Raw genomic sequence first — 18,503 nt, forward strand, 5'->3', positions numbered from 1 at the left:
GGGCGGCCGGGACCGGCCGCACCGCCGAGGCTCGGCACACGCTAACGGCTGCGAGCCGATCCGGGGACGAGTCGCGCGGGATCGTCGTGTTCCCGGCGGTGCCGACCAGCACGTCAGGGGGCATACGGACCGCCGTACACTCCCCAGGGTGACCGTCACCGCAACTTCCGTGGACCGGCCGGGCCGGCTCCAGCCGACCCCGGCACCGGGCGCCCGCGCCCGTCTGCGCCGCATGGTCCCGGCCCTCGTCTCCGCGCTGAGCGGCGTGCTCCTCTACGTCAGCTTCCCGCCCCGCCCCCTGTGGTGGCTGGCCCTGCCCGCCTTCGCGGGCTTCGCCTGGGTGCTGCGCGGCCGGACCTGGAAGGCGGCGCTCGGCCTCGGCTACCTCTTCGGCCTCGGCTTCCTGCTGCCGCTGCTGATGTGGACCGGCGTGGAGGTCGGCCCCGTCCCCTGGCTCGCCCTGGTCGCCGTCGAGGCGCTCTACGTCGCCCTGGTCGGCGTGGGTGTGGGCGCCGTGTCGAGGCTGCCCGCCTGGCCGGTGTGGGCCGCGGCCCTGTGGATCGCCGGAGAGGCGGCACGCGCACGCGTGCCCTTCGGCGGGTTCCCCTGGGGCAAGGTCGCCTTCGGACAGGCGGACGGCGTCTTCCTGCCGCTCGCCGCGGTGGGCGGCACCCCGGTGCTCGGCTTCGGCGTCGTGCTGTGCGGCTTCGGCGTCCATGAGGTGATCCGGCTGGTCCTGCGGCGCCGCGACGGCGAAGTACGGCGGTCCGCCGCCGCCGTCGCGCTGCTCAGCATCGCCGTGCCGGTGGCGGGCGCCGTCGGCGCGCGTGCCCTGGTCAGCGACAAGGCCGAGGCGGGGACGGCGACGGTCGCCGTGATCCAGGGCAACGTGCCCCGCGCCGGGTTCGAGTTCAACGCGCAGCGGCGCGCCGTGCTCGACTACCACGCCCGCGAGACCGTGAAGCTCGCCGCCGACGTGGCGGCGGGCAGGGCGCCGCGCCCCGACTTCGTGCTCTGGCCGGAGAACTCCTCCGACATCGACCCCTTCGCCGAACCCGACGCTGCCGCCGTCATCCAGGGCGCCGCCGAGGCGATCGACGCGCCCATCTCGGTCGGCTCGGTCGTCGAGCGGGACGGCAGGCTCCTCAACGAGCAGATCCTCTGGGACCCGGTCAAGGGCCCCCTCCAGACCTACGACAAGCGCCAGGTGCAGCCCTTCGGTGAATACCTCCCGCTGCGCTCGCTCATCGGCGCGATCAACAGCGAGTGGACCAGCATGGTCCGCCAGGACTTCAGCCGGGGCGACAAGCCGGGCGTCTTCGGCTTCGGCCGCGTCAAGGTCGGCCTCGCCACCTGCTACGAGGCCGCGTTCGACTGGGCCGTGCGGGACACCGTCACCCACGGCGCCCAGCTGATCTCCGTACCGAGCAACAACGCCACCTTCGACCGCAGCGAGATGACCTACCAGCAGCTCGCCATGTCCCGCGTCCGCGCCGTCGAGCACAGCCGGACCGTGACGGTGCCCGTGACCAGCGGTGTCAGCGCGGTGATCATGCCGGACGGGCGGGTCGCCCGGCACACCGGCATGTTCGTCCCGGCCCACATCGACATGAAGGTGCCGCTGCGCACCTCCGAGACACCCGCGACCCGGCTCGGCATCCTCCCGGAGATCGCGCTGCTGCTGGTCGCGGCGGGCGGCCTCGGCTGGGCCACCGCGACCGCGGTGCGCGCCCGGCGCGCCGGTGGCGCGTAGCCGTACGACGGGCCGTACGCCCCTGACCCGGGGGAACGGGCCCCGTTCGGCCCCTTAGGGTCGGGGCCATGGCTACTCCTGAATTCATCACCGCGCTCCGGGCCACGGCGGGCACCCAGCTGCTCTGGCTCCCCGGCGTCACCGCGATCGTCTTCGACGACGAGGGCCGGGTGCTCCTGGGCCGCCGTACCGACACCCGCAAGTGGTCGGTGGTCGGCGGCATCCCGGAGCCGGGGGAGCAGCCTGCCGCGTGTGCGGTACGGGAGGTCTTCGAGGAGACGGCCGTGCACTGCGTGCCCGAGCGGATCGTCCTGGTCCAGGCTCTGCGGCCGGTCACCTACGGCAACGGTGACATGTGCCAGTACATGGACATCACCTTCCGCTGCCGGGCCGTGGGCGGCGAGGCGCGGGTCAACGACGACGAGTCGCTGGACGTGGACTGGTTCGCGGTGGACGCGCTGCCGGAGCTGAACGAGTTCTCGCTGTCCCGGATCAAGCAGGCGCTGTCCGATGCACCCACATGGTTCGACCCCATGACGCTCGGCTGAAGTAGGGGTGCTCGCCCGATGCGGTGAGCCGGGGACGCGTCACCAGGGTCGGGACATGATCTCGCCGCCCAGCCCTCGGCCCAGCACCCCGTCAGCCCAGCACCCCGTCAGCCCTGGACCTCGTCGTCCGGGCCGCCGGAGGCGTCGGCAGCGCCTGAGTGCTCGGGCTGGCGGCCGCCGGGGCCGAGGGCCCCACGCGGGCAGGGTCGCCCCAGAGGGTGGCGGTGAGCAGGGACAGCATCCCCCGTAGCCAGCACCTGCCCGGCGAGGGCCGCGTAGACGTATTCGCTGCTCCAGTCCGTTCCGTCGAGGTCGTTCTCGACGAGGTGGGCCTCGTGGCGCATGCCCAGGCGCTCGCACAGCCGGATCGAGGCGTCGTTGTGCGTGTCGAGGCATCGTGCCGCGGCCTTGGCGGCCGGGCACATAAACCCGTTGGTGCACGAGGGCAACGCCCTGCTACCTTTCCGGTGGCCGTGCGAGAGATGGAGGAGGTGGTACCCGTGAACGCAGTATCGACATGGGTGCTCCCCTCCGGGGTCACGGTCGGGCGGTAGGCAGGTCGTCCGGGAGCGCCGTTCCAGTGCACTCCCGAAAGGCACGACCATGCAGTTCACCTCCGAGCAGCGCCTCGACGGCAACCTCATCGAGCGCGAGTTCACCCTCGGTGACGTCCCTGGCATCCTCTGGACACCGGCGGCGGTCTCCGCGTCCGCACCGGCGCCGCTGATCCTGCTCGGCCACCCGCCCCTCGGACTTCGCGGGATGTACCCCCGGCTGGTGGCCCGCGCCCGGCAGGCCGCGGCGGACGGCTTCGCCTCCGCCACCATCGAACTCCCCGGCAGCGGCGACCGTCCCCGCCTGCCCGACGTCGAGCAGGCCCGCGCCGGCATGCGCCGTGCCATCGAGGCCGGCGAGCCGGTCGGTGACGAGATCGTGGACGCACTCGTCCTTCCGCTGGTCGACCGGGCGGTCCCGGAATGGCGGACCGCGCTGGACTCGCTCCTGGCGCTGCCCGAGATCGGGGGCCCGGTCGGCTACTCCGGAGGAGTGATCTCCATCGGCATCCGGCTGGCGCTGGTCGAGCCTCGTATCGCGGCCGCCGTGCTGTTCGCCGGGAGCTTCGTGCCGCGCGCCGTGTTCCAGGACGCCCGGCAGCTCACCGTTCCCCTGCACGTTCTGCTCCAGTGGGACGACGAGGGGAACGACCGGCAGGCGTCCCTGGACCTGTTCGACGCCTTCGGCTCCGAGGAGAAGACGCTGCACGCCAACATGGGCGGCCACACCGGTGTCCCGCAGTTCGCGGGGGACGCGGCCGCACAGTTCTTCACCCGGCATCTGAGGTGAGGCCCGGTCACCGGAGCGGCTGAGGCGGGTCGGCAGGCCGCTCATCCAGGTCGGGACCCCGCGCCGGCTGCTCGCTCCTGAGTGCGCTTCGAGCGGCGTGCCGGCCACGGCGGGGCGTCCCTCCGTGCGGGGGCGTCTGGCAGAACATGGCCGGTCGGCATGGCGTGGCGGCTTCGAAGTGCCGTGGTACCGGGCCACACTCTGATCGTGCCTACTCTGCGTCACCATTTCTCTCCCGGCGCACACCGCACATCGCCGAAGGGCTCCACCGCGCTTGGGCGCCGTAAATCCCGCACTCGTCCCGTAATCGGAGGAGCCGTCTGGTGTTCATCGACAAAGAGACAATGGCATGTCCGTTCGACTTCAGTGATGCACTCGAGTTCGATCCCGCCCTCGCCGACCTGATGGGACGGGATTCCCCCGTCCGGGTCAGGCTTCCCTACGGCGATGCCGAGGCGTGGATCGTCACCGGCTTCGACGCCGTCAAACGGGTGACCACCGATCCCCGGCTGAGCCGGGCCGCGATCATCGGCCACGACTACCCCCGGCTGACGCCGGAGCCCATCGTCTCGCCCGAGTCGATCAACGTCATGGACCCGCCGCACAGCAGCCGTGTCCGCCAGCTGGCCTCGCAGGCGTTCACCCAGCAGCAGGCCGACGAGATGCGGCCCCGGATCGTGCGGCTCGCGGACCGCCTGCTGGACGAGATGGAGGAGAAGGGGTCACCGGCCGACGCGGTGGAGCTGCTGTCCGATCCGCTTCCCCAGCACACCGTCCTGGACCTCCTCGGCGTCCCGTCCGAGGACTGGGGGCGTCTGCAGGAGTCCGTGCTCAGACTGCTGGTCGTCGGTGCCGGCAGCAAGGAGGCCGCCGCGGAGGCGAAGACAGACCTCACGGACTATTTCGGCGAACTTGTCGAACTGCGCCGGAAGTCGCCGGGCGAGGACCTCATCAGCCTGATGGCGGAGGCCCGGGACGGCGACGACTGCCTCAGCGACAGGGAACTGGCGGTCACCGCCCTGACGCTGGCACTCAGCGGCCAGGACACGGCGACCTGTCAGATCAGCAACATCGTCTACCTCCTCCTCACCCGTCCCGAACTGGCGGACCACCTCAGGCGCCGGCCCGAGGACCTGACCAGCGTGCTGAACGAGATGCTGCGCTACATCCCGTTCCGCAACGGGGTCGGCATCCCCCGGCTGGCTCTGGAGGACATGGAGCTGGACGGTGCGCAGATCCGGGCCGGGGACTTCGTCCATGTCTCGTACCTGGCGGCCAATCGTGACCCGGAGCGTTACCCGGACCCGGACGTCATCGACGTCGGCCGGCCGAACCGTCCGCACATGACGTTCGGCTGGGGCGGGCACCGCTGCATCGCGGTGCCCCTGGCCATGACGGAACTCGAAGTGGCCGTCGGGCGACTCCTGGAGCGGTTCCCCGGACTGCGGCTGGCGGTGCCCCCGGAGGAAGTGCGCTGGGACACCAAGACGATCCGTCGCTTCCCCCTGGAGCTGCCCGTGGCCTGGTGACACCGGCGATGTACGACCCCGGGCGACGGGCCGGCCCCGTTGCCGTCCGGTAGCAGGATTCCGGGGCCCGGCACGAAGCCGGGCCCCGGAATCGTCCAGCGCACCGAGGCGGGCCCCGCTCCGTGGTCTCGTGCGGGCGGCCTCCCCGTCGCCGCGCAGGCGGGTCGGTACCTCACGGGCATCGTCCCGGCGGTCCCGCCTCACCAGCCTGTGCTGACTCTCCGGCTGCGAGAGGACGCCGGGAGCGAGGACCGCCGCCGGCGGCTTACCGGGCCAGATCATCCAGCGCGACGTGTGCGCGGGCGCCAGTGCGCAGGCGGTGCGGCGGGCCATCGACCGGGGCCGCCTCCATGCCGGCGACAAGGATCAGATATGCCGACAAGTGCGAACAGACCGTGATCTCACAGGTCAGCGGGCTGACAGGCGGCGCGCCAGATGGTCGGCGGTGGGCGTACCGCCCGCTCGGGCCACGTCCTGCGGTCGCCCCTCGGCCACGATGCGGCCCCCGTCGTCGCCCGCGCCCGGACCGAGGTCCACGACCCAGTCCGCGGCGGCGACCGTGCGCAGGTCGTGCTCCACCACGACGACCGTGTTCCCGGCGTCCACCAGGCGTTGCAGCTGCCCGATCAGCAGGTCCACGTCCGCCGGGTGCAGTCCCGTGGTCGGCTCGTCCAGCAGGTAGAGGCTGTGGCCGCGCGGCGCCCGGTGCAGCTCGCTGACCAGCTTGATGCGCTGGGCCTCGCCGCCGGACAGCGTCGTGGCGCTCTGGCCCAGCGTCAGATAGCCGAGGCCGATGTCGGAGAGCAGCCGGAGTATACGGGCGGCGGGCCGCACGTCGGCGAGGAACCCGTGTGCCTCCTCCACACTCATCGCCAGCACATCAGCGATCGTCCTGTCGCGGTGACGCACCATCAGCGTGCCGGGGTTGTAGCGGGCGCCCTCGCAGACCGGGCAGGGGGAGGTCTCCGTGGGCAGGAAGAGGAGTTCGACGCTGACGACTCCGTCGCCCAGGCAGTGCGGGCAGCGTCCCTGGGGCACGTTGAACGAGAAGCGGCTCGCGGTGTAACCGAGTTCGCGCGCGGTCGGCTGGGCGGCGAACAGTCTGCGGACGCTGTCGAAGAGGCCGGTGTAGGTGGCGAGGTTGGAGCGCGGGGTGCGGCCGATGGGCTTCTGGTCCACGACCACCAGCCGGCCGATGTGACCGAGTCCCGTACTGGACCGCACCGTCACCCGGTCCTCAGCCGGGTCCCAGACCGGCACCCCGGCCTCCTCCTCGTCGGCGGTCTCCACCGAGGCGGGGTCGCGGGCGGTGTCCTCCGCCGTCTCGTCGGCGTGCAGCTGATCGCGGACCGTCTCCGCGAGGGCACGCCGGACCAGGGTCGACTTGCCGGACCCGGAGACCCCGGTGACCGCGGTCAGCGTACCGAGCGGGAAACTGGCGTCCAGGTCATGGAGGTTGTGGCCGGTGACCCCGTCCAGGCGCAGCCAGCCCTCCGGCCGGCGGGGTTCCTCCGGACCGGGGACGGCGGGCCCGTCCAGCGGCAGGTACCGGGCGGTCACCGACTCCGGCGCCTCGTGCAGCCCTGCGGCGGGCCCGTTGTAGAGGATCTGCCCGCCGTGCCGGCCGGCGCCCGGACCCATGTCGACGACCCAGTCGGCCGAACCCAGCACCTGCGCGTTGTGCTCCACCACGAAGACGCTGTTCCCGGCGCCCCGGAGCCGTCGCAGGGCGGTCAGCAGCAGCTCCGTGTCGGCCGCGTGCAGCCCGGCCGAGGGCTCGTCCAGCACGTACAGCACCCCGAACAGGCCGCTGCGGAGCTGGGTGGCCATGTGCAGCCGCTGCAGCTCCCCGCTGGAGAGGGTGGAGGTCGCGCGGCCGGTGGCGAGGTAGCCGAGGCCCAGGTCGGTCAGCGTGCCCAGCTGGTCCTGGAGACCGCCGATCAGGGCGTGCGCAGCCTGTCCGCGCTCGGCCGGCAGCGCCAGGGTGTCGGGGTGGTCGCGCGCCGACTCCAGGAAGGCCGAGAGCTGGCTCAGCGGCATCGAGGTGGCCACCGAGATGTCCTGCCCGGCGATGGTCACCGCCAGCGCCTCCGGGTTGAGCCGCTTGCCGTGGCAGGTCGGACAGACCTCCTCGGCCATGAAGGAGGCGGCCTTCGCCCGCAGATGCGCCGCCTTCGAAGTGGCGAACGTGTGCATCACCCACTTGCGGGGGCTCATGTACGTGCCCTGGTACGAGCGCGCGACCCGGTGTGCGTCCCGGACGGGGTGCACCGTGACCGTCGGCTGCTCGTCGGTGGTCAGCAGCCACTCGCGGCGGGCGGCGGGCAGCTCGCGGAAGGGTACGTCGATGTCGATGCCCAGCTCGGCGAGGATGTCCCGGTAGTTCTTGCCCTGCCACGCGCCCGGCCACGCGGTGATCGCGCCCTCCCGGATGCTCAGGGAGTCGTCGCCGACGAGCTTGCCCTCGTCGACGCTGTGCAGGCGCCCCAGGCCCGAGCAGGCCGGGCACGCGCCCACCGCGGTGTTCGGCGAGAAACTGTCGGAGTCCAGCGGCGCGGCATCACGCGGAAACGTTCCGGCGAGGTCCTCCGGGGTCCGGCCGGCCGGGTACGTACCGGCGCGGGAGTAGAGCATGCGCAGCACGTTCGAGACCCGGCTGACGGTGCCCACCGTGGAGCGGGTGCTGCCGCCGCTGTGCTGCTGGCGGAGCGCCACGGCCGGCGGCAGACCGGTGATCGAGCGGACCCGGGGCGCCGAACCCTGGTCGATCAGCCTTCTGGCGTACGGTGCCACGGATTCCAGGTAACGCTGCTGGGCCTCGGCGTAGATGGTGGCGAACGCCAGCGACGACTTGCCCGACCCCGACACCCCGGTGAACGCCACCACCTGGTCTCGGGGCACGTCCACATCGACATGCCGCAGGTTGTGTTCGTCGGCACCACGGACCCGGATCAGCCCGTCCTGGCCGGCGTCCGGTGGTACGGCGGGCGACGGTGCGGAAGGGTGTGGTGGAGGCGGAGCCATGACCAGAACCTAGCCCGACCGGCGCACCCGTGCTGCGGGGGCTGGTGATCGAGTGAGCCCCGCCAGGCCGCCGCGGACCGCGCCCGCCTGGGACGGCTGTCGGCGCGGTGGGCGGACGACGTGACAGCGCGGCCGGGACGGTTGGACGAGGAGGAGCCTCCGGGAGCGGGGTGAGCGTCACGGAGTCACGGAGGAACAGGAAGCTGCGCTGCTCTCCCGGCTCGGCTGCATCTGCTGGGAACGCCCGCCGCTGTGCTCACCGTCCTGACACCCGGCCGCTGAGCCACCGACAGGGGGTCCGCGTCGTTACCGGGTCGGGAAACGGAAGGGAGCCCCCATGCCGACAGACGACCGCTCGCAGCACCCCACGACCGAACTCGACCCCCGTTACAGCTCCGCGCTCAACCCGCGCCCCGGTGCCGAGGACGCCACCGCGACCCCGTGGGCCGACGCCCGGCGCCAGTTGGTGGAGGCCGAGATCTTCTGGGTCTCCACCGTGCGCCCCGACGGCAGGCCGCACGTCACGCCCGTGATCGCCGCCTGGCACGACGGGGTGCTGTACTTCTCCACCGGGCCGGAGGAGCAGAAGGCCCAAAACCTCGCCCATGACCCGCACTGCGCCCTGATCACCGGACGGAACTCCCTCACCGAAGGGCTCGACCTCGTGCTGGAGGGCAGCGCGGAGCGCGTCGTCGATCCGGCGAAGGTGGAGGAGGTGATCGCGGCGTACGAGGCGAAGTACGGGTACCACGTCACCTCCCCCGAGGGCACCTTCCACGGGATCGGGGACGCGTTCCGGACGGGGCGGGCGGTGGTGTTCGCGCTCGCCCCGGACACGGCCTACGGCTTCGGCCGGGACGACGGGGTCTACACGCACACACGCTGGACGTTCTGAGCCTCCGGACGGGGCCCGGCCGCTCCGGTATGCGCGGCCGGCCCTGGGCGCCGGCCTCGCACCCCCGCGGGCGGCACATGGTCACCCACCCGGTCCGCGCTCAGGCGCAGCGAGCAGGCCTCCGCGCCGGGTGCCGGCCTCCATCCCGGCCGTGGACGAGCAGATCGCCCAGCACCATGCCGAACCGGCTCCGCCAGTCGCGGCCGAGGCCAGGTCGACGGGTTCCCGGGCGGCCGGCGGGACGGGTGAGCCGCTCGTCATTGATGCCGTCCACTGCGGGAGTCGTGGCCCGGACGGCGCTGTCGATCAGGGAAGACACTTGGCTCGCCGTCGCTCCACCCCAGGGACGAGCGCGCGAGCGCGTGGCGTGTGAGGACGCCACCCGGGCACGGGAACGTCACCGCACCTTCACAGGGTTGCTCGCTTGCGGGGCCGGGGGCGGGCACCCGTACAGAGCTGTCTGCCGGGGAGGAGCCCCCACCGTGGCCATCGTCGCGTTTCTACTGCTGCCGGTCGTGACCATGCTGCTGTACGGCATGGACCGCACCGAGGACTGGCTGGCGCGGGCGTCCGGGCCGCCCCGCCACGCGCGGGCCCGCCGGCTGCGCCTGATCCACGGCGGCGCGGGACCGGCGGCCCCGCGCGCACCCGGGCGTGAGACCGAGGCCGCCTGAGCGCGTGGCGCGTCCGGACCGCAGCCGCGCGGGCCGCTGATCCGCTCCGGCTCGATGACATGGATCACCCGCACCTGGTCCCGGCCGCCGAACCACGGGTAGGGACCGCCCAGGTACTTCCGTGAGAGCGCCTCGATGTGACCGACCACACCCTCGGTGGTCACCCGTACCACCCGGCCGCGAACCTGCGGGTACGACGGCGGGTCGGCGGGGTCAAAGACCACACGGCCACCCGTGTTCACCCACGTCTGGGTGAGCTGGGGCGAGCCGTCGGGCATCGTGGTGGCGTTGTGGCAGGTGCTGGCGCTGCGCATCAGCGCCACCAGGTCGTCGCCGAGGGGCACGGGTACGGGGAGGTCTCGGGGAGGTGGGGGAGTGATCCGGTGAAGCCGAGGGTCGATCGGGTGAAGACGCACAGGCATGTCCGGATGGACACAGGGTAGTCGGGTCGTTGTAGCCCCCACGTGATTTCTGGTCAGAGGGAGACCCCAGATGCTGATGGCCCACCCCGCCGTGCTCCAGAACCTCATCGAGCAGTACGACGCGCTGCGTATCCGGCAAGCGCAGGACGGCGGTGACGAGGTCAGGCGGCGGATGGACGACATCTCCTACACCCTGTGCGTGGCGACCGGCACCCGGGACATCGACGCGGCGCTGATCGCGGCCCGGCACCGGCTGCCCGGCGCGCGCCCCCAGGACGACTCCCTCGTGCCCGCCTGAACTGCCTCCGCACCATGACTGTCGGCCCGTCAAGAGGGCGATTTGCAATGGGTGTGTCGAGTATGTGTGGAAAACTGTCGGGCATTGCACGTGGCCGGTGGATGCGAGACCGTTGTCATCGGTAAACGTTCTCGATCGACAGAGAGGTGGTGGAGCGCACGCTCGCGCTCCCCGACTGTGATTTCTTCTCCGGGTACACCCGACAGTCCGCACGCCGGCGGTGTCGGCGTAGATACGGCATGGAACAGCGCCCCCTGTCCCGTGCTGGTGATCGACGCCGACGGAACGCTGGTCGAGACCAACGAGTCGGCACGCCGTCTCATACCGCTGGGTGTGGGTGACTCCATCACGGCGGCGGCCATGCCGTCCTGGCTGGCCGACGCCGACCGCGCGCTACGCTCCGCAGGAACTCCTGCGGACGCCGTGTCCGGCGAGGTGGCCGGCCGCAGCTTCGAGGCGTACCCCTCCCCGTGCGACGACGGCACCGTGGTGTGGTGGCTGCTGGAGGACACGGACCGCCGACTGGCCGAGCGGGCGCTGCGCGGCGAACGTGAGCGCTCGGCGCTGCTCGCCGAGGTCTCCGGTGCCCTGCTGTCCTCGCTGAACGTCGAGCGGTGCATGACGGTCACCGCGCGGATGGCCGCGGGACACCTCGCGGACGCGGCGGTCATCGTCGCCCCCGCCCAGGGCCGCCGTCACCCGCTGACGTACGCGCGGGGCGACGGCCAGGTCACCCAGTCCATGCTCCAGATCGACCCGCGCTCGGTCGCCGGGCTCGCGGAGGCCCTCCAGGGCTTCCCGCCGGTCCCCGCACGGTGGATCGACCCGGACGACCTGCCCGGCTGGGCGGTGCCCGACGACTTCGACGGCCCGATCGGCTCGGTCATAGTCACCCCGCTGCCGGGTCACGGCGTGCCCGCCGGCGTACTGATCCTGCTGCGCTCCAGCACGCATCAGGCGTTCACCGAGGGCGAGGAGGTCTTCGCGCGGCTGTTCGCCGCACGGGCCGGTGTGGCGCTGTCGGCGGCACGCCTGTACGCCGAACAGCGTTCCATCACCTCCACGCTCATGCGTGAACTTCTGCCGCCACGCCTGGAACGCGTCCATGGCGTCGAGTTCGCGGGCGCCTACCGGGCGGCACGGGACCACGAGCGGGTGGGCGGGGACTTCTACGACGTCCACCCGGGCGCGGACGCCGGTCAGGAGACCTTCGTCGTCCTCGGTGACGTGGCGGGCAAGGGGCTGGAGGCCGCCGTGCTGACCGGCAAGATCCGCAGCGTGCTGCAGGCCCTGCTGCCGCTGTCCGCCGACCACCAGCAGGTGCTGTCGCTGCTCAACGGCGCGCTGCTCAACAGCCACCACACCCGGTTCGCCACCCTGGTGCTGGCCTCCGTCACCCGCCGCTCCGGGCAGGTCCGGCTGCGGCTGACCAGCGCCGGACATCTCCCGCCGCTGATCATCAGGAGCGACGGCCGGGTGGAGGTGGCCCCGACCCAAGGTCAGCTCGTGGGCGCGATGCCCGAGGTCACCGCCCGCAGCGTCCATGTGTCGCTGGCGCCGGGGGAGACCTGCCTGCTCTACACGGACGGGATCACCGAGGCGTCCGGCGGCCCGCTGGGCGACCAGTTCTTCGGTGAGGAGCGGCTGCGGGCGGCCCTCGGCCCGTGTGCCCGGATGCCCGCGGAAGCGGTCGTGGAACGGGTGCAGATGCTGGCCGCGCAGTGGCTTGGCGGTGGCCGGCACGACGACATGGCCAGCCTCGCCATCACCAACCCGGCAGGCGGGCACGGCGCCCTGCACGCCGTCGACGGGCACCACGACGCGGCGGTCCGGCACTCGGCGGATCGCTGATGACCACCGACACGGGCACGTCGGTGGAGAAGCGCGCCGACCTGTCCGAGCGACTGTGGACCGCGGTGATCGGCAAGGACGAGCCGGCCGCCGTGAGAGAGGTGTTCGCGGCGGCCGACGCGGGAGCGAGCAGGGAGGGCCTCCTGCTGGACGTGCTCGGCGGGGTGCAGCGCCGAGTCGGTGCGGAGTGGGCCGCCGACCGGATCAGCGTCGCCGAGGAACACGCTGCCACCGCGATCATCGACCGGGTCATCGCCGCCCTCGCCCACCGCGTCCCGGCACCCGCCCACACGTCGCGGAGACCCCGGATCACGGTGGCCTGCGTCGACGGCGAATGGCATGTGCTGCCCGCGCGGCTGGTCGCCGAGGTCCTCACCGGGCGCGGCTGGCAGGTGGACTTCCTGGGCGCCCACACCACCACTCCGCATCTGATCGCGCACCTCCACGCGACCAACCCCGCCGCCACCCTGCTGTCGGCCTCGCTGCCCCTGCACCTGCCCGCCGCGCACACCGCGGTGACGGCCGTGCAGTCCGTCGGCATCCCCGTCATGGTCGGCGGTGCCGCCTTCGGCCGCGACGGCCGCTACGCCCGGCTGATCGGGGCCGACGCCTGGGCCCCCGACGCCCGTTCCGCCGCCGGGCTGCTGGCCGACGGCCTGGTCCGGCCCGAGCCGACGACGCGGCAGCAGGTCGACGACCTGCCCCACCTCGCGGACCAGGAGTACACCCTGGTCAAGGGCAACCGGTCCGTCCTCGTCCGGCAGTCCCTCGCCGCCCTGGAGGAGCGCTGGCCCGGCATGCGCGCGTACACCGAGGCGCAGCGTGAGCGCGCCGCCGAGGATCTCGCCCACATCGTGGACTTCCTGGCCACCGCCCTGTACGTCGACGACGGCGAGCTGTTCGGTACCTTCATCGGCTGGAGCGCGGAGATCCTCCAGGCCCGCCGTGTACCCGTGCACAGCCTGCGGGCGGGCCTGGACATCCTGGCGGGGGAGCTGCGTGACTTCCCCCGCGCCCTGAGCTTCCTCAGGACGGCCGCCGAGGCCCTCCCCGCCACGCCCACCACCCGACCGAGCCCCGGCCCAGGAAAGACCGCATGACCCTCCACCAGCCCGCCGGCTTCTCCATCACCGTCGAGGCCGCCGACCCGCGCGCCGTACGGCTGACGCTTCACGGAGTCCTCGACTTCGAGTCCGCGGACGAGTTCCTCGACGCCGTGAGCCAGGCGCTGGACGCGCACGCCGCGGCGTACGGCCCGGTCCTGCGGGAGCTGCACATGAACTGCGCGGGCCTGCGCCTGCTCGACTCCACGGGGCTGTCCGCCCTGCTCGCGCTGCGGCGCCGTACCCACCCGGCGGGCATCACCCTGCATCTGCGGCACCGGCCGGTGCAGCTGCTCCGGATGCTGGCGCTGACCGGCACCGCCGAGTACCTCACCGCCGCCGCGGACGGCACCGCCGAGACCGTCGGGCCGGGCGGGGAGCTCACCGGCGAGGCCGAGTCCACCTCGTCCTGAGCCTCACCGCTCCGGGGCCGGCTGCTCCGTCTCGTGACTGGTGGGCAGCTTCCACCAGGCGGTGATCGTCTTGCCCCGCGCGGTGGGGGCGACCGAGGTGTGGTCGCTGAGCTTCTCCACCAGCCCGATCCCGAGGCCCCCTCGGCCGTCCAGCGGCGGATTCGGGCGCGGGGTGGGCAGTTCGGGGCTGTCGTCGGAGATCTCCAGGACGAGCTGCCCCCCCTCCAGTCTGAGGACGAGCGACCAGGTGCCGTCAGGGGTGTGCCGGACGGCGTTGGTGACCAGCTCGCTCACGACGATCTGTACCGCCTCCGCGTCCGCGCCGGGACAGTGCGCATCCAGGTACGCCGCCGCGAGCCGACGTGCGTCGGCCGGTGACGATGCCTGGGAGTGTGCGGTGAACATGAGCCCCTCTCGCGCGGGCGTGCTTTCCCTGCACGTGCCCCCGCCCGGACGGTACACGCCGACAAGCGGGACAGAACCGCTCACGGCCGCGCCTGACGCGGCAGCGTGGACAGGGCGGCACGAGCCGACTCCAGATCGGGGTACGAGGGCAGCAGACTGTCCGCTCCGGTGAGTTGGAGCAGGCGCCGCACGGTCCCGTCACCGCCGAAGACACCGACGCTCCGGCGCCGCGTCGTACGCAGCAGATGGTTGAGGAGGGAGGAGTCGCAGAAGCCGACCTCCCGCAGGTCGAACACGAGCGGCCCCGTCCAGCGGACCAGGGCGTCCTCGGTGGCGTCCTCCACCGTGTCCAGCTCCTCGGGGTCGAGGTGCCCGCGCAGTCCGATGACCCACAGCTCTCCGTCGGCCCGCGAATACGCCACCGCCGGGGGGATCGATTCCTCAAACAACTGACCGCGGTTCACCATGAGCCCATGGTGCCGTACGTGGTCCGGCTGTCACAGTCCAGGGGCGGGGCCGGGCCTCGAATCCGCGAGATGGTCACGCTGGGACGCCGAGCGCTTACTCTTCGCCTGGCGGGCCACTTCACCCCGGGCGCGGTCGGCGCCGCTGGATCACCGGGAGAGCTACGGGACGCGTCCCGTACCGCTCCGCCAGGCAGGGTGCCTCAGCGGCCGTGCCAGTCCAGGCACACCACCAGCGAGTCGTCGTCCGGCACCGGGGTGCCGCGGTGCTCGGCCAGCTCGCGCAGCACCGCGCCGGGCACCTGCGAGGCGGGGAGCAGCCGGGTGGACTGGATGGCCCGGGTCAGCCCGACGTCCCCGTACGACTCACCCCTGGGTGACGCGACCGCGTACACGCCGTCGCTGACGAAGACCAGCCGGTCGCCCGGTTCGACCTGGAGCCGCTGGGTGACGTAGTCGGTCTCCTCGAACATGCCGAGCGGCAGCTGCGCGTCGAAGTCGATGCGCTCCACGGCCCCGTCGCGCAGCCGCAGCAGCCGCGGGCAGCCCGCGTCCACCACGCTGGTGCGTCCGGTGGCGAGGTCGAAGTCGAGCATCAGCACCGACACATAGCGGTTCCCCCGGTACTGGGCGTACACCGCCTGGTCGGCCAGGGCCGCCTGGTCGGCGAGCGCGAGGCCGGCCCGGCGGGCGTTGCGCAGGGCGTTGACCGCGAGGTTCGTGAGCAGCGCGGCCTCTATGCCCTCGCCCATGCCGTTGGAGACGTACAGGGTGAGCTGGTCCGCGGTGGACGACCAGTCGTAGTTGTCACCGTGCATGGCGTACGCGGGCTCCAACTGGGCGCCGAGGGCGAACTCGGGCATGGAGCAGGAGCGTCCGGGCAGCAGCTGCCACTGCATCTCGGCGGCCAGGGTGAGCCGGTCCCGGCGCCGGGCCTGGAGGTACAGGTCGGTCTCGCGGTCGGCGACCAGCACCTCGTGCCCCAGCACCTGGGCGATCGCTGCCAGTTCGGGCAGCGCCGCGCGGGTCTCCCCGGTGTCCGGCAGGGTCACCGTGAGCACGCCGAGCCGGTCCCCGTGCACGGTGACGGGCAACTGGACCCGCACCTTGTCGTCGGCGACGCCCTCAAGGATGGGTTCCTGCGCGCCGAAGGCACGGGCCGCGGGGCTGTCGCGCAGGGAGACCGGGGGCAGCGCGTGCGGCGGAGTGGTGACCGGCTGGAGCACGGTGAGGCTGTAATCGGCGAGGAGGAACTCCACTGCCTCGGCCGCGTAGTGCCCGGCCAGCTCCCGGCGGACGGCGTCGGCCAGGGCGCAGGGGGGCGCCGTGCGCAGCGCCCGCTCGACAGCCATGAATCTGTTCACGATCGTAGGTATGCCAATCTCTCACCCATGAGAACGCCACGCCCGCCCCGCGATGGGCCGAGTGGTGGACGCCGCGCGCCGTCTTCTTCGATACTCCGGACCGTCATGCCTGCTAGTAGGCTGTGGGTCGTCCCCGTACCTGCGAGAGTGTGACTGTGACGAACTTCCACCGCCGCCCAGAGCCCGTCGAAGTCGCGCGTGTGACCTCGACCGCCGCGGAACTGCTGGAAGTCCTGTGGGGCCGGGCCTCCACGGCCCCCGCCTCGGCGTCCCAGTTGCGTGTGCTGCTCATCCTGGAGCATCAGGAGGGCATCAACCTGCGGACTCTCGCCGACCATCTCGCCTCCACCGCGCCCTCGGCCAGTCGGCTGTGCGACCGGCTCCAGGCAGCGGGGTTCGTCGAGCGCGAGCTGAGCCGCACGGACCGCCGTGAGGTGCGCCTGTACCTCAGCAACCGGGGGCGGGCGTTCCTTACGGATCTGCGCGCCCGGCGCGAGGAGACGCTGCGCTCGGTGCTGGAGCGGATGTCCTCCGGGGACCGCAGCGCCCTGCTCAGCGGCCTGGAGGCGTTCTGCGCGGTCGCGTCGGAACAGATACACGGGTACGACGAGTCCTCCGGTACCCGGACCGCCTGAGCGAATCGGCCCGCCGCCAGGGCTGCCGTGGATCGTGGCCGGTGAGCGGCGAACGGAGCGGCCTCCGCCGACCGGAACATCCCAGATCCTTCCCTTCTGCCATGACACGGATACTTTCTTCGTTCATGGTCATAGTTGTCAAACAGCAAGTGTTTCACCTGACGGTCATGAGATCCACCCCGCAGCCGTACAACCCCACCCGCGCGGTCCGCCGCACCCAGCACCGATCGAGGAGTGGCCGCGATGACCGACTGGCACTGGCTGTTCGGCGACCAGCTCGGCCCCCACTTCAGCACCCCGGGACCCGAAGGCCCCGCCCAGGACGCTTCCGTGGTGCTGATCGAGGCGCGTTCGGTGTTCCGCCGCCGCCGTTTCCACCGGGCCAAGGCCCACCTGCTGCTCTCCGCGATGCGTCACCGGGCCGCCGAACTCGGTGACCGCGCCCGCCACGTCCGCGCCGAGACCTACCGCGCCGGTCTGCGCGAAGCGGTCGGCGACGCCCGGGTCACCGTCCACCACCCGACCTCGCGGGCCGCCCTCGGCCTGGTCCGCTCACTGGACCAGGTGCGCGTACTGCCCGCCAGGGGCTTCCTGTTCCCGCACGAAGCCTTCCGCGCCTGGGCCGACGGACGCGGCGGCCGGCGGCTGCGCCAGGAGGACTTCTACCACTGGGTACGCCGTGACCTGGACCTCCTCATGGACGGCGGCGAACCCGCCGGAGGCCGCTGGAACCACGACCACGACAACCGCGAACCCCCGCCCAAGGGTGCCCGCACCCTCGACGCGCCGAAGCCCTACCGGCCCCGCGAGGACGACATCGACGCCGAGGTCCGCGCCGACCTGGACCGCTGGGAGCGTGACGACGGCATCAGCTTCGTCGGCCGCGACGGCCCGCGCCGCTTCCCCGCCACCCGTCGCGAGGCACTGGCCGCGCTGCGCCGCTTCACCGGGCACCGCCTCGCCGGGTTCGGCCCCCAGGAGGACGCGATGCTCGCCGCCGACCCGGTGATGAGCCACAGCCTCCTCTCCTCCTCCCTCAACCTCGGCCTGCTCGACCCGGCCGAGGTCGTCCACGCGGCCGAGGACGCCTGGCGCGCCGGCGACGCGCCGATCTCCAGCACCGAGGGGTTCATCCGGCAGGTCGCCGGCTGGCGCGAGTACGTCTGGCAGCTCTACTGGTACTTCGGCGAGGACTACCGCGACCGCAACGCCCTCGGCGCCCACGCCCCGCTCCCGGACTGGTTCCTCGAACTCGACGCCGACGCCGTCACCGCCCGCTGTCTGTCCACCGCGCTCGCGGCGGTGCGCGACACCGGCTGGACCCACCACATCCCGCGCCTGATGCTGCTCGGCAGCCACGCCCTCCAGCAGGGCTGGGAGCCGCGCGCGGTCACCGACTGGTTCCACCGCTGCTTCGTCGACGGGTACGACTGGGTGATGCTGCCCAACGTCATCGGCATGTCCCAGTACGCCGACGGCGGCCGGATGACCACCAAGCCGTACACCTCCGGCGGGGCCTACATCCACCGCATGAGCGACCTCTGCGGCGGCTGCGCCTACAGGCCCGGTGACCGCACCGGTGAGCGGGCCTGCCCGTTCACCACCGGCTACTGGTCCTTCGTGCACCGCCACCGCGACCTGCTGGCCGCGAACAACCGCACCTCCCGCGCCGTACAGGGCCTGGACCGGCTCGGCGACCTGGAGGCGGTGCTGCGCACCGCGCGGGACCGGGGCGGCTCACCACCCTGAGCGGACACGGCAGACGCCGCGCGCCGCCGCCC

The 18,503-nt window shown here is 72.4% G+C and carries 16 protein-coding genes and 1 pseudogene; 12 read left to right on the forward strand and 5 right to left on the reverse strand.

The annotated features are described in order from the left end of the window. The first annotated feature begins 148 nt into the window (after positions 1–148). Both lnt and ACFWN1_RS22395 read left to right on the forward strand, forming a co-directional pair. On the forward strand, positions 149–1,753 hold the full coding sequence (lnt, locus tag ACFWN1_RS22390; protein WP_384364604.1) for an apolipoprotein N-acyltransferase: 1,605 nt from the start codon (positions 149–151) through the stop codon (positions 1,751–1,753). 68 nt (positions 1,754–1,821) lie between these two features. Then, positions 1,822–2,301 (forward strand): NUDIX domain-containing protein, encoded by a 480-nt coding sequence (locus ACFWN1_RS22395; protein ID WP_384364607.1) that lies wholly within the window; start codon positions 1,822–1,824, stop codon positions 2,299–2,301. Positions 2,302–2,564: 263 nt separating this feature from the next. Here the strand turns inward: ACFWN1_RS22395 and ACFWN1_RS22400 are convergent. Further along, positions 2,565–2,693: pseudogene (locus ACFWN1_RS22400) on the reverse strand (N-acetyltransferase); the annotation flags it as partial. Positions 2,694–2,904: 211 nt separating this feature from the next. Here ACFWN1_RS22400 and ACFWN1_RS22405 point away from each other — a divergent pair. After that, positions 2,905–3,645 carry an alpha/beta hydrolase gene (locus ACFWN1_RS22405; RefSeq protein WP_384364610.1) on the forward strand — a complete coding sequence of 247 codons (741 nt, stop codon included), beginning with the start codon at positions 2,905–2,907 and terminating at the stop codon, positions 3,643–3,645. Between the two features lie 344 nt (positions 3,646–3,989). After that, positions 3,990–5,174 carry a cytochrome P450 gene (locus ACFWN1_RS22410; RefSeq protein ID WP_384364643.1) on the forward strand — a complete coding sequence of 395 codons (1,185 nt, stop codon included), beginning with the start codon at positions 3,990–3,992 and terminating at the stop codon, positions 5,172–5,174. Positions 5,175–5,582: 408 nt separating this feature from the next. Here ACFWN1_RS22410 and ACFWN1_RS22415 read toward each other — a convergent pair whose 3' ends face one another. Next, entirely contained in the window at positions 5,583–8,198 is a 2,616-nt protein-coding gene (locus ACFWN1_RS22415; RefSeq protein ID WP_384364613.1) for an ABC transporter, read from the reverse strand. 337 nt (positions 8,199–8,535) lie between these two features. On the opposite strand from ACFWN1_RS22415, the gene ACFWN1_RS22420 reads away from it, so the two are divergent. The 6 genes from ACFWN1_RS22420 to ACFWN1_RS22445 all read left to right on the forward strand — a co-directional run bounded on the left by ACFWN1_RS22420 (position 8,536) and on the right by ACFWN1_RS22445 (position 13,854). Next, positions 8,536–9,093: a pyridoxamine 5'-phosphate oxidase family protein gene (locus ACFWN1_RS22420; RefSeq protein ID WP_384364616.1), complete on the forward strand. Its 558-nt coding sequence runs from the start codon at positions 8,536–8,538 to the stop codon at positions 9,091–9,093. Between the two features lie 482 nt (positions 9,094–9,575). Continuing rightward, complete coding sequence (locus ACFWN1_RS22425; protein WP_384364619.1) at positions 9,576–9,767, forward strand: hypothetical protein; 192 nt, start codon at positions 9,576–9,578, stop codon at positions 9,765–9,767. 492 nt (positions 9,768–10,259) lie between these two features. Continuing rightward, positions 10,260–10,487 carry a DUF5133 domain-containing protein gene (locus ACFWN1_RS22430; RefSeq protein WP_384364622.1) on the forward strand — a complete coding sequence of 76 codons (228 nt, stop codon included), beginning with the start codon at positions 10,260–10,262 and terminating at the stop codon, positions 10,485–10,487. A 180-nt stretch (positions 10,488–10,667) separates the two neighbouring features. Further along, positions 10,668–12,338, forward strand: a complete 1,671-nt coding sequence (locus ACFWN1_RS22435) for a PP2C family protein-serine/threonine phosphatase (protein WP_384364646.1) — start codon at positions 10,668–10,670, stop codon at positions 12,336–12,338. Further along, the gene (locus ACFWN1_RS22440; protein WP_384364625.1) at positions 12,338–13,438 is read left to right on the forward strand and encodes a cobalamin-dependent protein; all 1,101 of its coding nucleotides are present in this window, start codon (positions 12,338–12,340) and stop codon (positions 13,436–13,438) included. The genes ACFWN1_RS22435 and ACFWN1_RS22440 overlap by 1 nt, the downstream gene beginning before the upstream one ends. Then, complete coding sequence (locus ACFWN1_RS22445) at positions 13,435–13,854, forward strand: STAS domain-containing protein (protein WP_384364628.1); 420 nt, start codon at positions 13,435–13,437, stop codon at positions 13,852–13,854. The genes ACFWN1_RS22440 and ACFWN1_RS22445 overlap by 4 nt, the downstream gene beginning before the upstream one ends. A gap of 3 nt (positions 13,855–13,857) precedes the next feature. On the opposite strand, the gene ACFWN1_RS22450 is transcribed toward ACFWN1_RS22445, so the two are convergent. From ACFWN1_RS22450 to ACFWN1_RS22460, 3 genes are all read right to left on the reverse strand, one after another. Continuing rightward, positions 13,858–14,259 (reverse strand): ATP-binding protein, encoded by a 402-nt coding sequence (locus ACFWN1_RS22450; protein WP_384364631.1) that lies wholly within the window; start codon positions 14,257–14,259, stop codon positions 13,858–13,860. Between the two features lie 80 nt (positions 14,260–14,339). Next, a complete protein-coding gene (locus ACFWN1_RS22455; protein ID WP_384364634.1) occupies positions 14,340–14,726 on the reverse strand; it encodes an STAS domain-containing protein in 387 nt (128 codons plus the stop codon). Positions 14,727–14,926: 200 nt separating this feature from the next. After that, positions 14,927–16,075 carry a PP2C family protein-serine/threonine phosphatase gene (locus ACFWN1_RS22460; RefSeq protein ID WP_384364649.1) on the reverse strand — a complete coding sequence of 383 codons (1,149 nt, stop codon included), beginning with the start codon at positions 16,073–16,075 and terminating at the stop codon, positions 14,927–14,929. 161 nt (positions 16,076–16,236) lie between these two features. On the opposite strand from ACFWN1_RS22460, the gene ACFWN1_RS22465 reads away from it, so the two are divergent. Together ACFWN1_RS22465 and ACFWN1_RS22470 are read left to right on the forward strand one after the other, a co-directional pair. Beyond that, positions 16,237–16,722, forward strand: a complete 486-nt coding sequence (locus ACFWN1_RS22465; RefSeq protein ID WP_384364637.1) for a MarR family winged helix-turn-helix transcriptional regulator — start codon at positions 16,237–16,239, stop codon at positions 16,720–16,722. A 243-nt stretch (positions 16,723–16,965) separates the two neighbouring features. Then, complete coding sequence (locus ACFWN1_RS22470) at positions 16,966–18,471, forward strand: cryptochrome/photolyase family protein (protein WP_384364640.1); 1,506 nt, start codon at positions 16,966–16,968, stop codon at positions 18,469–18,471. The last annotated feature ends 32 nt before the right edge of the window (positions 18,472–18,503 follow it).

Origin of the sequence: Streptomyces sp. NPDC058459, from assembly GCF_042721685.1 — a bacterium.
In the GTDB taxonomy this organism is placed as follows: Bacteria; Actinomycetota; Actinomycetes; order Streptomycetales; family Streptomycetaceae; genus Streptomyces.

What these genes read in the sequence shown, in the direction of transcription:
- ACFWN1_RS22395 (WP_384364607.1), top strand. Translation starts at nt 1,822, where the DNA reads ATGGCTACTCCTGAATTCATCACCGCGCTCCGGGCCACGGCGGGCACC.
- ACFWN1_RS22405 (WP_384364610.1), top strand. Translation starts at nt 2,905, where the DNA reads ATGCAGTTCACCTCCGAGCAGCGCCTCGACGGCAACCTCATCGAGCGC.
- ACFWN1_RS22410 (WP_384364643.1), top strand. Translation starts at nt 3,990, where the DNA reads ATGGCATGTCCGTTCGACTTCAGTGATGCACTCGAGTTCGATCCCGCC.
- ACFWN1_RS22415 (WP_384364613.1), bottom strand. Translation starts at nt 8,198, where the DNA reads ATGGCTCCGCCTCCACCACACCCTTCCGCACCGTCGCCCGCCGTACCA.
- ACFWN1_RS22420 (WP_384364616.1), top strand. Translation starts at nt 8,536, where the DNA reads ATGCCGACAGACGACCGCTCGCAGCACCCCACGACCGAACTCGACCCC.
- ACFWN1_RS22430 (WP_384364622.1), top strand. Translation starts at nt 10,260, where the DNA reads ATGCTGATGGCCCACCCCGCCGTGCTCCAGAACCTCATCGAGCAGTAC.
- ACFWN1_RS22440 (WP_384364625.1), top strand. Translation starts at nt 12,338, where the DNA reads ATGACCACCGACACGGGCACGTCGGTGGAGAAGCGCGCCGACCTGTCC.
- ACFWN1_RS22445 (WP_384364628.1), top strand. Translation starts at nt 13,435, where the DNA reads ATGACCCTCCACCAGCCCGCCGGCTTCTCCATCACCGTCGAGGCCGCC.
- ACFWN1_RS22450 (WP_384364631.1), bottom strand. Translation starts at nt 14,259, where the DNA reads ATGTTCACCGCACACTCCCAGGCATCGTCACCGGCCGACGCACGTCGG.
- ACFWN1_RS22455 (WP_384364634.1), bottom strand. Translation starts at nt 14,726, where the DNA reads ATGGTGAACCGCGGTCAGTTGTTTGAGGAATCGATCCCCCCGGCGGTG.
- ACFWN1_RS22460 (WP_384364649.1), bottom strand. Translation starts at nt 16,075, where the DNA reads ATGGCTGTCGAGCGGGCGCTGCGCACGGCGCCCCCCTGCGCCCTGGCC.
- ACFWN1_RS22470 (WP_384364640.1), top strand. Translation starts at nt 16,966, where the DNA reads ATGACCGACTGGCACTGGCTGTTCGGCGACCAGCTCGGCCCCCACTTC.